Source organism: Cypionkella sp. (assembly GCF_028290025.1).
In the GTDB taxonomy this organism is placed as follows: Bacteria; Pseudomonadota; Alphaproteobacteria; order Rhodobacterales; family Rhodobacteraceae; genus Cypionkella.
This window is the reverse complement of sequence record NZ_JAQGKQ010000049.1, coordinates 36,094-47,794: the sequence shown is the minus strand read 5'-3', so window position 1 is coordinate 47,794 and position 11,701 is coordinate 36,094. Positions and strand designations below refer to the sequence as shown.

Sequence of the window (11,701 nt, the reverse complement as noted above, 5' to 3'; positions counted from 1 at the left end):
CAACTTGTTACGCCCGGAATCTCAAGGCGCAATGCCGCGAAAACCACGTTTTGGTCTTCGTAATTCTGCTATAACATACGGATATTGCACGGAATAGGACGCGAAAGCGCCGTTAGCGCAACCATTTCCGGGTTAGCGCAACCAAAATGCAGTGTATCGGAAAACTGCGTCATATTAGTCATTCATTTGGAAATTTAGCGACTGATGGACTCTCCAGCCATGGGTGATTCGCAGTTAGCAGTTGCTTAGTGGCCCGGGAATACAGAATATGTGTCAAAAATCAGGCAAGCCGAGCAGAATAGGGAAGCCCAAATATGGCAAGGATCGCCCTTGTAGACGACGACAGGAACATCCTGACGTCGGTATCCATGACTCTTGAAGCCGAGGGGTTTGAAGTCGAAACCTTCAATGACGGGCAATCCGCGCTCGATTCGTTCAATCGCCGGATGCCGGACATGGCCGTTCTCGACATCAAGATGCCCCGGATGGATGGCATGGATCTTTTGCAACGGTTGCGGCAGAAATCCACCATGCCGGTGATCTTTCTGACCTCGAAAGATGATGAGATCGACGAGGTTTTGGGCCTGCGGATGGGTGCCGACGATTACGTCAAAAAACCGTTCAGCCAGCGGCTTTTGGTAGAGCGTATTCGTGCGCTTTTGCGCCGCAACGAAGCGATAGCGACGGGCGAAGTCGCCGTTACCGAAGAAACCAAGATTATGGAGCGTGGCCATCTGCGCATGGACCCGCTGCGGCATTCGGTGGCTTGGAAAGGTCGCGACGTTTCGCTCACCGTGACCGAGTTTATGCTGTTGCAAGCCCTCGCTCAGCGCCCCGGTTTCGTGAAAAGCCGCGATCAGTTGATGGACGTGGCCTATGACGATCAGGTTTATGTCGATGACCGCACGATCGACAGCCATATCAAGCGGTTACGCAAGAAAATGCGTTCGGTTGACGATGACTTTGCTGCCATCGAAACGCTGTATGGCATTGGTTATCGCTACAACGAAGAATGACTGCCAAAGCATGACCGCTGCGCAAAACATATCCATGAAAGACGTGATCCCGGCGAAGAAACCGGGAGAACTGCTCTTGGGCGAAGACTGGGTCTCGCCCGAGGTTGTGGCGGATAATGCATTGTCCCAAGGCCGTGGACGGCGTGGCATCGTCTCGCTGAACCGCTCGCCTTTGGCGCGCAAGATCATCGTATTCAACCTGATGGCGCTGGTGATTTTGGTCGCTGGCGTTTTGTTTATGAACCCATTTCGCGACAGTTTGGTTTTGCAGCGCGAGAAAGCCTTGGTAACCGAGGCGCGTTTGATTTCCAACGTCGTCGAAACCGCTGCGACCAATGCCGAAGGCAAACTGCCGACCAGCATGGCGGGCTTGGCAATCGGGCCGGGGGTCGAGGTTTTCGTATTTGATCTCAATGGCTTGCTTGTAAGCCACAACATCGGTCAAACGCTGCCAGGAACCGTGATCAAAGATGAGCGTCAAACCGTCATCACCGATTTTCTGAATGGCATTTGGGAGGCCGTCTCTGGCCTGCTTGGTTCCAGCAACCGCGCCGCCGTCACCGCCGATAGTGAGGCTTTAGCGCGTGACCTTTACGCCCAGGCTCTCAGCGGTGCCGTTGCGGTGAACACCGGGCGTGGCTTGGATGGCGGCGCACAGTTCTCGGTGGCAAGCCCGGTGCTGATTGCAGGCTCGGTGGTGGGCTCGGTGGTGCTGACCTCGGCGGAAGGTGAGATTGACCGTCTGGTGCGTTATGAGCGTGAGCAAATCCTACAAATGTTTGTGATTGCGCTGCTGGTGTCGATTGGCCTGTCGCTGGTGCTGGCCTCGACCATCGCCAACCCGCTGTCCGATCTCGCGGCCGCTGCCGAACTTGGCCGCGACCGTGACGCCCGCAAAATGTCGCCCGGTCGGGTGCGTATCCCTGACCTCGCCGCCCGGCCCGACGAAATTGGCCGCCTGTCGGTGGCTATGCGTGGCATGGTCGCGGCGCTTTATGACCGCATTGACGCCAATGAACAATTTGCCGCTGACGTGGCACATGAGATCAAAAACCCGCTGGCCAGCCTGCGCTCGGCCGTGGGCTCGATGCGGATGGTGAAGAAAGACGAACACCGTGAGAAGCTGCTGAACGTCATCGAACACGACGTGCGCCGCTTGGATCGGTTGGTTTCCGACATTTCCAACGCCTCGCGTCTCGACAGTGAACTGGTGAAAGAGGAGGAGGAGGAGTTCAACCTCGTTAAAACCCTCACCAACCTTACCGAATATCTGGGCGATCAAGCGCGCGAGAAGCACGTTGAATTCATTACTGATTTCCCGACCGATCCGATCAAAATCCATGGCCTCGAAGGTCGCCTCGCGCAGGTGTTCGTCAACCTGATCACCAATGCCGTGTCGTTCTGCGATGATGGCGATGCGGTGCGGGTTTGGGCGCGCCGCCGTGAAAACCGCGTGCTGATCGTGGTTGAAGACACCGGCCCCGGCATCCCGGAACAGGCGCTGACCAAGGTGTTCAAACGCTTCTATTCCGACCGCCCGACAACTCATTTCGGCAATAACTCCGGCCTTGGCCTGTCGATCAGCAAACAGATTGTCGAAGCGCACGGCGGCGTGATCTGGGCCGAGAACATCCGCCCCACCAACGCCGACCCCACCTCTGACCCGCTCGGCGCGCGGTTTGTGGTTGGTCTGCCGGTGTGACGCAGGCGTTGGTGCACGCCAGTTGCGTGGCGGTGGATGGGCGCGGTGTGCTGATCATCGGCGCTTCGGGCACGGGCAAATCCGCGCTCGCTCTGCAACTGATCGCTTACGGAGCCGCGCTCGTCGCTGACGACCAGACCCAGATCACCGCGCAAGCTCAGCAGCTTATCGCCACCTGCCCGCCACAGCTTTCCGGCATGATCGAAGCCCGAGGCGTCGGCCTGCTGCACTCCCACCCGCGCGCCAGCGCCCCGATCAGCCTCGTCGTCGATCTTGACCAGACCGAAACCGATCGCCTGCCGCCCCATCGCATCACATCTTTGCTGGGCGTGACGCTTCCCCTTGTTCTCGGCCTGAAAAGCAACCATTTTCCAGCCTCAGTCTTGTGCTATCTCAAAGCATCAAGGCTGGCATGAGGTGCTTTTGAAACCGTTGAAACCCCATATGGAACCTGGCGCAGAGCATCAACTGGTGCTGATCACTGGCCCCTCGGGCGCTGGCCGTTCCACCGCAATCCACGCGCTTGAGGATTTGGGATTTGAGGTCATCGACAACCTCCCCCTCAGTCTTGTGCCGCGCCTGATTGACGGCCCCACGCTTGGCCGCCCCATCGCGCTTGGCCTTGATGTGCGCAACCGCGATTTCAATACCACCGCCCTGATCGAACTGGTTGATACCCTGACCCGCGATCCGCGCGTCGGGCTAGACCTGATCTACCTTGATTGCGCGGCAAGCGCGTTGATCCGCCGCTATTCTGAAACGCGCCGCCGACACCCGCTTGCCCCGATGGAATCCCCCACCGAAGGCATCGCGCGCGAGATTGATCTGCTGGCCCCGATCCGCGCCCGCGCCGATCACATGATTGATACCACTGAAATGTCGCCGCACGATCTGAAAGCTGAGATCGGTCAATGGTTTGACCGCGGTGCGACCGGGCATATGTCGGTCTCAGTTCAGTCGTTCAGTTACAAGCGCGGGCTGCCGCGTGGCCTCGACATGGTGTTTGATTGTCGCTTTCTGGCGAATCCCTATTGGCAAGCCGACCTGCGTGGCCTAGACGGCCGCGACGCGAGCGTTGGCGCTTATATCGAAGCCGACGCGCGGTTTGTTGATTTCTTCCAAAGGTTGCAGGGGCTTGTTCTGATGCTACTCCCGGCCCATCTAGCAGAGGGTAAGGCGCATCTGTCGATCGGCTTTGGATGCACGGGTGGGCAACACCGCTCTGTTGCAGTTGCAGAAAAACTCGGCAAGGTGCTTGCGGAAGCAGGCTGGCCGGTGTCAAAACGGCATCGTGAATTGGAACGCAGGGCGGTGACGTTGCCTGCTGAAGGGTCGAGGTAAGACGCGCGTGATCGGTATCGTGATCGTGGCACATGGCGGCTTGGCGCGGGAATATCTTTCCGCCGTCGAACACGTGGTTGGTCCGCAGACCTCCATGCGGGCGATTGCGATTGAGGATGACCATGACCGCGGTGCCAAACAGCGCGAGATCTGTGATGCCGCTGATGCGGTTGATCAGGGCCAGGGCGTGGTGATGGTCACCGATATGTTTGGCGGCTCGCCGTCCAATCTGTCGCTGATGGCTTGCGCCGCTTCTGAACGCCGCATTATCTACGGCGCGAACTTGCCGATGCTGATAAAGCTGGCAAAATCGCGCGATCTTCCGGTGACAGAGGCTGTGGCAGCCGCACTGGAAGCTGGACGAAAATACATCAATTCGCTGGATCTGGGCGGGGGAGCCTGAACAATGCCCGCACAGGTGCTATACATTACAAACGAAAAGGGTCTGCACGCGCGCGCGTCGGCCAAATTCGTCGAGGTGGTCGAGGAATTTGACGCTACGGCACAAGTCACCAAAGACGGCATGACCGTGTCTGGTGACAGTATCATGGGGCTTTTGATGTTGGCAGCCTCACGCGGAACCTCTATTGAGGTCTCTACTGGCGGACCAGACGCCACGGCACTAGCCGAGGCTCTGGCGGCTTTGGTGGCCAATCGCTTCGGAGAAGAATTCTGAGGCGCGACGAGGAAGGCTTAGGCTTCGTGACAGACACGCCACAGACAGAGAGCGTCAGCGCAGGCCCGCCCAGCGGCAAGCGCGAATATGACATGCGGCGGCTGTCCTATGCCGGCACTTTCAGCAATCCGGTCAAGGCAGGCACGATTCGCGCGATCGAGTGGTTGACGGCGAAGATCACTTTGCTGCGGCTGATCCGCGATTTTGAACGCTCAGGTGCGCCGTTTGGCTCGCCGTTCTGGCCGAAGGCCATGAAACAAATGGGCATTCGCATTGATACTCCGCCCGAAGAAATCGCACTGATCCCTCCGACCGGGCCGTTGGTCGTGGTGGCAAACCACCCGCATGGTCTGGTCGATGGCATGATTATGGCCGACTTGGTTAACCGTGTGCGCTCGGATTTCAAGATTTTAACCCGCAGTCTGCTCACCGGGATTCCCGAAGTGGCGGAGTTCATGATTCCGGTGCCGTTCCCGCATGAAGATAACGCCCGGCAGTTGGGGCTGGAAATGCGCAATGAGACGATGGCGCATCTAAAAGCGGGCGGCGTGATCATCGTTTTTCCGGCGGGTAAGGTCGCGATGTCGGAAGGCTTCTTTGGCCCGGCGATAGAGGCCGAATGGAACGTGTTTACTCATAAGATGATCCAACGCTCGGGTGCCACGATTCTGCCGATCCACTTTACCGGCCAAAACTCGCGCACCTTCCTGATTGCCAACAAGCTGTCGGACACGTTGCGGCAAGGCTTGCTGCTGTATGAAATCAAGCGGGCCTTGTTTAAGCCCCAACGGCCCTATATCGGCGCGCCGATCTCTGCGACCGAGCTTGATAAATGGGAAGGCAACCCACGCGGCTTCCTCGCTTGGCTGCGCCAACACACGCTGGATCTGGGCAATAAACCATAGGGTTTGAATGGGGGAAATCGACGGAAGCGTTAAAACTTCGCAAACCACCCCCTCTTAACCCATTGATTTTACTGAAGCGCAAATCTGTCCACGCATGGACATCCTACCGGGTCGGAACCGGCACCTCGCCGCGATAATCATAAAAGCCACGCTGAGTCTTACGGCCCAACCAGCCCGCCTCAACATATTTTGCCAGCAGCGGGCACGGCCGATATTTCGTATCGCCAAGCCCCTCATGCAGCACATTCATAATCGCCAGGCAGGTATCGAGGCCGATAAAATCCGCCAATTCCAGCGGCCCCATCGGATGATTGGCCCCCAATTTCAGCGACTCATCAATCGACTTCACCGAGCCGACCCCCTCATACAAAGTATAAACCGCCTCATTGATCATCGGCATCAAAATCCGGTTCACAATGAACGCCGGGAAATCCTCGGCGCTCGCCGCCGTTTTCCCCAATTTGCCCACCACAGCCAGCAACGTATCATAGGTCGCCTTGTCGGTCGCAATGCCCCGGATCAGCTCCACCAGCTGCATCACCGGCACCGGGTTCATAAAGTGGAACCCCATGAACTTCTCCGGCCGATCCGTCCGGCTCGCCAGCCGCGTGATCGAGATCGACGAGGTATTGGACGTCAAAATAGTATCCGGCCCCAAATGCGGCAACAGCCCGTCAAAGATCGCGTTCTTGATGGCTTCCTTCTCCGTAGCCGCCTCAATCACCAGATCCAACGGCCCCAGATCAGCCAAAACCTGCGTCGTCCTGATCCGCCCCATCGCCGCAGCCTTGTCTTCAGCAGCCAGTTTGCCCCGCGAAACCTGCCGCTCCATATTCTTGTCGATAGTGGCGATAGCCTTGCCCAGCATCTCGGGGTTCACATCGTTCAGCAACACCTCGAACCCGGCCTGCGCGAACACATGCGCAATCCCGTTGCCCATCTGCCCCGCCCCAACGATGCCAACCGACCTGATTTCCATCCCAAACGTCCCCATGCTGCTGTGCGGCACAATACGCAGCCAACGCAGGCAGGTGCAACCCTGCGGCGGGTCCGAACAATTCGCCATAAATGCACGCATTAGCAATTCGGTAAGGCGATTCGGGCAAAGTCGATCTTGGGTATGAAGACGATTGGGTGGGCTATGGCGTATATTTTTCCCGGCGAGGGGTCGCTGGACTATTTTCCGTGCCGATATGGCAGTTCGCGGGTGCTGTTCCGCGGGCCAAAGCGAGATATTGAGCGGGCCTATGTGGCGGTCCTTGGCGGCACGGAAACCTACGGCAAATTCGTGCCCCTGCCATTCCCGGACCTCATTGAACGGGAGCTGGGGCTTCCGGTGGCCAATCTCGGCTGCATGAACGCAGGGCCAGACGTATTTCTGAACGAAGTCGCCGTAACAGAGATTGCCGCCAAAGCCACTGTGACCGTGGTGCAGATCCTCGGTGCGCAAAACCTGTCGAACCGTTATTACGCCGTGCATCCGCGCCGCAATGATCGGTTTCTGGGCGCGACGCCGCTGCTGCGGGCGATCTTTCCGCGCGTCGATTTCACCGAGTTCAACTTCACGCGCCACGTTCTGATGTCGCTGCAACAAGCCTCAGCCGACAAGTTTGAAGTCATCGCCGAAGAACTTCGCGCGGCTTGGGTCGCTCGGATGAAACTACTGCTGTCCCGGCTTGGCCCGCGCACGATACTTCTGTGGGTGTCGGACCAGCCGCCGCCCCCGCCCGCCCGCAAGGCGGATCTTACGCGCAATCCTCTGCTGATCGACCGAGAGATGATCCACGCCGTCCAGCCGCCAAGCGCTGCTTATGTTGAAGCTGTGTTCAGTCCTGCGGCCAACTCGCAAGGTGTTGACGGTATGGCCTTCGCGCCGATGGAGGCTCCTGCTGCAGCGGGTCTGCCGGGGCCTGCTGCACATCAAGAGGTCGCCGATCTACTGATACCAGTCATCCATCAGTTGATGTAAAAAGGGCGCCACGCGGCGCCCTTTTATCTAATAGCAGACCGACTTACAGCTTTTGGATCAGGTCCGGCAAGATGGTGAACAAATCACCCACCAGCCCGTAATCCGCTACTTGGAAGATCGGCGCTTCTTCATCTTTATTGATGGCGACGATAACTTTGCTGTCCTTCATACCGGCAAGGTGCTGAATTGCGCCAGAAATCCCGACGGCCACATACAACTGCGGTGCCACGACCTTACCAGTCTGCCCCACTTGCCAGTCATTCGGCGCGTAGCCCGAATCCACTGCCGCACGCGAAGCACCAACGGCAGCGCCCAGCTTATCGGCCAACTGTTCGATCAGATCGAAGTTTTCTTTGCTGCCAACCCCACGGCCACCCGACACCACGATACCCGCGCTCGTCAGTTCTGGCCGATCCGAAGTTGCGGTTTTATCCTCAACCCAAGCCGACAGACCCGCTTCACCCGGCCCGGCGATTTTCTCAATCGCAGCAGAGCCGGTCGCCTCGACAGCCGTGAAAGTCGCGGTGCGAACGGTAAGCACCTTCTTCGCATCCGCCGATTTGACGGTTTGCACAGCGTTACCAGCGTAGATCGGACGCTCAAACGTATCGGCGTCGATCACAGCGGTCACATCCGACATCACCATGACGTCAAGCAAAGCGGCGACCCGTGGCAGCACGTTCTTGTTAGACGCGGTAGCTGCACCACAGATGTGGCTGTAATCACCTGCCAAAGACACCACCAACGCGGCGGTAGACTCCGCCATACCGTGACAATACGCATGATCATCGGCGAACAACACTTTGGATACGCCGGACAACGTCGCAGCCTCGGCCGCCGCCGCCTCGCCACCGCTACCAGCCACCAACACATGCACTTCACCCAAACCAGCAACGGCGGCTAAGGTTTTCGCCACTGCATCGGTCGCCAAAGCGCCTTCGTTTACATCCGCAATCAGCAGAACGGCCATCAGATCACCCCCGCTTCGTCTTTAAGTTTTGCGATCAGCTCGTCAACCGAGCCCACTTTGACGCCAGCTTTGCGGCCCGCAGGTTCAACGGTTTTGACGATATTCAAACGCGGAGTGACATCAACGCCGAAATCCGCTGGAGTTTTGATCGCCAGCGGCTTGGCCTTGGCTTTCATAATGTTCGGCAGGCTTGCGTAGCGTGGCTCGTTCAGGCGCAAATCGACCGAAACGATCGTCGGCATTTGCACCGAAATCGTTTGCAAACCGCCATCTACTTCGCGGGTGACAACCGCCTTGTCGCCATCAATCGCCAGTTCCGAAATGAACGTCGCTTGGCTCCAGCCGAGCAAAGCCGACAGCATTTGCCCAGTGGCATTCATATCGTTGTCAATGGCTTGTTTGCCACACAGCACCAAACCGGGCGCTTCTTCGCGCACCACGGCTGCCAGCAATTTAGCGACTGAAAGCGGCTCGATATCGGTATGCACGTTGTCGGTCGCTTCGATCAGGATCGCGCGATCGGCGCCCATCGCCAAAGCAGTGCGCAGGGTTTCTTGGCTTTGTTTCACGCCAATCGACACCACAACAACTTCGGTCACGACGCCTTTTTCCTTCAGCCGTATCGCTTCTTCGACTGCGATCTCGTCAAACGGATTCATCGACATTTTTACATTGGCCAGATCAACCCCGGAACCGTCCGCTTTCACGCGCACTTTCACGTTGTAGTCGATCACACGTTTGACAGGCACAAGAACCTTCATCGCGTATATCTCCGTTCATTGGCCCGAAGGCCGCCCAAGCTCTCGCAGGTGTCATATCGTGTTGAGCCCGCCCATAACAGACCAAAACCGACAGAAATACGCGGCACCGCGTCGCGTCTAGCGGGTAAGGCCGGGCACCCACAGCACGTCGTCTTTGCCGTCGTTGTTGGCGATGCGCCCGGCAACAAAAAACCAGTCTGACAGGCGATTGAGGTATTTCACAGCCTCGGGGTTCACCGCTTCCATGGTTGAGAGTTCCACCACCAACCGCTCCGCCCGCCTGCAAACCGTCCGGCACAGATGCATTTGCGCGGCCAAAGCCGAGCCACCCGGCAGGATGAAGCTGCGCAAAGGCGTCAAACGGGCATTCATCGCGTCAATTTCAGCCTCAAGCCGATCAACCTGCGCCGCAATCATCCGCAACGGCGGGTAGGCCGCAGTCGCATCCTTCTCCATATCAGGCGTGCAAAGATCGGCTCCGAGATCGAACAAGTCGTTGGATATCCGTTGCAACGCCGCGTCGATATCACCACTGGAGTGTTGCCGCGCCAGCCCAACTGTGGCGTTGGTCTCATCGACCGTGCCATAGGCGCTGACCCGCGCCGAGTGCTTCGCCACTCGAACACCATTGCCCAAAGCAGTTTCGCCGGTGTCGCCAGTCTTGGTGTAAATCTTCGACAGAACGACCATCAGTTGCCTCCGCGGCTGCGCAAATAGGCGTAACCGACGATGATGATAACCGCCCCGGCTTGCGCGATGATCCGGTATCGCATCAGCCGGTTAGAGTTTTTGCGATGAAATTCGCCACCCTTGGCAAAGCTGCCGATGCCGATCATCAGGATGATAAGCACGAGAAAACATGCGAGAATGCCGATGGTGAAAATTGGGTCGCTGAGCATGGTGGGCTCCTTTCGCTTGCCTTGATTTAGGCGTTGGCGGCGCAAAAGCGAACTGGAAAACCCATCAGCCCTTTGCAATCATCCAATCCAGCAACCTAGTGGGCAGAATGCGCCGTGCAAAGCCCATCAGATGCGTCGGCATCGTGACATAGTAACGCGCCTTCGGTCGCGCAGATTCGAGCGCGTGGATAAGCTTTTCGGTCACCGCCGAAGCCGGCAACTGCCAGCGATCCTTCGGCCCCGCCTCATATAAGCGCCCGCGCAGTGCCGCGTATTCCGCTGACCGTGCCGAGTTCTGCCAATCAATCCAACGCTCAAAATGCGGAATCGCCTTTTCGCGGATCGAGGTGCCAATCGGACCCGGCTCGATCAAGATCACCTTGATGCCAGTGTCGGCCATCTCAATCCGCAGCACGTCCGTCAGCCCTTCCATCGCGAATTTCGTCGCCACATAAGCACCGCGCCATTTCAACGCCACCAGACCAAGCACCGAGGAACAGTTGATAATCCGACCGCCACCCTGCGCCCGCATCAAGGGAATCACCCGGCGCGTCAGGTCGTGGCAGCCAAACAGGTTGGTCTCAAAAATCGCCCGCAACGCCCCGCGCGGCAGATCTTCCACAGCGCCCGGGCAGGCAAAAGCACCGTTATTATACAGAGCATCCAGCTTGCCGCCGGTGCGCGTCACAACCTCGGCGACCGCCGCCTCGACGCTCGCCTCATCGGCGTAATCCAGCACGAAACTTTCCAAGCCCTCGGCCCGCAAACGCTCGCAGTCGGGTTCTTGCCGACAGGTCGCAAACACCCGCCAACCGCGCGCGCGTAAGCCTCTGGCTGCGTCAAGCCCGATGCCCGACGAGCATCCTGTGATCAAAATCGTGCGTTCCATGCCTGCGCCCTTTGTGGGTTTTGCCCCTCATTAGGCGCAGCAGCAGCGTTCGACAATCATTCAGTTCCCGATTGGCAGAAGCGATAGGTCTGGCATTGGTCTCAAATCACTGCCGCAACAGACGCGAGGCAACATATCCCTCAACCCCGTCGCCCTCGATTCGGATCAGCGACCAGTCATCCGCGCCTTCGCCTTGACTGACCACCAGCACAGATTCGCCGCGCACCAAACGCTCCACCACCTCAAAATCCTTACCCGGACCGGACCGCACATTGGCGGTTTTCGCGGTCACGACCATCATCAAAGCTGGCTTTGGCGATGAGGCGTCAGCGATGGATTCAACCGGCGGCGCGGCGATCAGCGGCACATCCGGCACGAAATTCGCCTCGGTCACCGACAAAATAGCAGGCGCGGGCACGACTTCGACCACTTTCGCCAAAGTCTCTCCGGGTCCCGCAACGGGCGTCTTGGCAATCAAACCAAAGCGTTGCTGACCGCGATCGGCTCCGCCCAAATACATCACCGCGAACAGTCCCGCGCATAGAAAAAACGTAAGCTTAAACATCGCACAGG

15 protein-coding genes are annotated in these 11,701 nt (G+C 58.2%); 8 read left to right on the top strand and 7 right to left on the bottom strand.

The window, feature by feature from the left end:
- Positions 1-314 precede the first annotated feature (314 nt).
- The 7 genes from JWS10_RS07060 (at position 315) to JWS10_RS07030 (ending at position 5,640) form a co-directional block, all read left to right on the top strand.
- Complete coding sequence (locus JWS10_RS07060) at positions 315-1,016, top strand: response regulator transcription factor (protein WP_299476078.1); 702 nt, start codon at positions 315-317, stop codon at positions 1,014-1,016.
- A 10-nt stretch (positions 1,017-1,026) separates the two neighbouring features.
- Positions 1,027-2,718 (top strand): sensor histidine kinase, encoded by a 1,692-nt coding sequence (locus JWS10_RS07055; RefSeq protein WP_299505789.1) that lies wholly within the window; start codon positions 1,027-1,029, stop codon positions 2,716-2,718.
- A gap of 11 nt (positions 2,719-2,729) precedes the next feature.
- The gene (locus JWS10_RS07050; protein WP_299505787.1) at positions 2,730-3,134 is read left to right on the top strand and encodes an HPr kinase/phosphorylase; all 405 of its coding nucleotides are present in this window, start codon (positions 2,730-2,732) and stop codon (positions 3,132-3,134) included.
- Between the two features lie 28 nt (positions 3,135-3,162).
- Positions 3,163-4,059, top strand: coding sequence for an RNase adapter RapZ (rapZ, locus tag JWS10_RS07045; RefSeq protein WP_299505784.1), 897 nt, complete (start codon positions 3,163-3,165; stop codon positions 4,057-4,059).
- A gap of 7 nt (positions 4,060-4,066) precedes the next feature.
- Positions 4,067-4,462: a PTS fructose transporter subunit IIA gene (locus JWS10_RS07040; protein ID WP_299505782.1), complete on the top strand. Its 396-nt coding sequence runs from the start codon at positions 4,067-4,069 to the stop codon at positions 4,460-4,462.
- 3 nt (positions 4,463-4,465) lie between these two features.
- Positions 4,466-4,735, top strand: a complete 270-nt coding sequence (locus JWS10_RS07035) for an HPr family phosphocarrier protein (RefSeq protein ID WP_299476067.1) — start codon at positions 4,466-4,468, stop codon at positions 4,733-4,735.
- 92 nt (positions 4,736-4,827) lie between these two features.
- Entirely contained in the window at positions 4,828-5,640 is an 813-nt protein-coding gene (locus JWS10_RS07030; protein ID WP_299476105.1) for a lysophospholipid acyltransferase family protein, read from the top strand.
- Positions 5,641-5,743: 103 nt separating this feature from the next.
- On the opposite strand, the gene JWS10_RS07025 is transcribed toward JWS10_RS07030, so the two are convergent.
- On the bottom strand, positions 5,744-6,619 hold the full coding sequence (locus JWS10_RS07025; RefSeq protein ID WP_299476102.1) for a 3-hydroxybutyryl-CoA dehydrogenase: 876 nt from the start codon (positions 6,617-6,619) through the stop codon (positions 5,744-5,746).
- A 162-nt stretch (positions 6,620-6,781) separates the two neighbouring features.
- On the opposite strand from JWS10_RS07025, the gene JWS10_RS07020 reads away from it, so the two are divergent.
- Positions 6,782-7,609, top strand: coding sequence for a DUF6473 family protein (locus JWS10_RS07020; protein WP_299505779.1), 828 nt, complete (start codon positions 6,782-6,784; stop codon positions 7,607-7,609).
- Positions 7,610-7,652: 43 nt separating this feature from the next.
- On the opposite strand, the gene JWS10_RS07015 is transcribed toward JWS10_RS07020, so the two are convergent.
- The 6 genes from JWS10_RS07015 to JWS10_RS06990 all read right to left on the bottom strand — a co-directional run bounded on the left by JWS10_RS07015 (position 7,653) and on the right by JWS10_RS06990 (position 11,693).
- Positions 7,653-8,579 carry an FAD-binding protein gene (locus tag JWS10_RS07015; protein ID WP_299505777.1) on the bottom strand — a complete coding sequence of 309 codons (927 nt, stop codon included), beginning with the start codon at positions 8,577-8,579 and terminating at the stop codon, positions 7,653-7,655.
- Positions 8,579-9,340, bottom strand: coding sequence for an electron transfer flavoprotein subunit beta/FixA family protein (locus tag JWS10_RS07010; RefSeq protein WP_299476059.1), 762 nt, complete (start codon positions 9,338-9,340; stop codon positions 8,579-8,581). Before JWS10_RS07010 ends, JWS10_RS07015 begins: the two co-directional genes overlap by 1 nt.
- 117 nt (positions 9,341-9,457) lie before the next feature.
- Positions 9,458-10,030, bottom strand: coding sequence for a cob(I)yrinic acid a,c-diamide adenosyltransferase (locus JWS10_RS07005; protein WP_299505773.1), 573 nt, complete (start codon positions 10,028-10,030; stop codon positions 9,458-9,460).
- Positions 10,030-10,239, bottom strand: a complete 210-nt coding sequence (locus JWS10_RS07000) for a twin transmembrane helix small protein (protein ID WP_299476054.1) — start codon at positions 10,237-10,239, stop codon at positions 10,030-10,032. Before JWS10_RS07000 ends, JWS10_RS07005 begins: the two co-directional genes overlap by 1 nt.
- Before the next feature lie 64 nt (positions 10,240-10,303).
- Entirely contained in the window at positions 10,304-11,128 is an 825-nt protein-coding gene (locus JWS10_RS06995) for an SDR family NAD(P)-dependent oxidoreductase (protein WP_299476051.1), read from the bottom strand.
- A gap of 106 nt (positions 11,129-11,234) precedes the next feature.
- The gene (locus tag JWS10_RS06990) at positions 11,235-11,693 is read right to left on the bottom strand and encodes an SH3 domain-containing protein (protein ID WP_299505770.1); all 459 of its coding nucleotides are present in this window, start codon (positions 11,691-11,693) and stop codon (positions 11,235-11,237) included.
- Between the last annotated feature and the right edge of the window lie 8 nt (positions 11,694-11,701).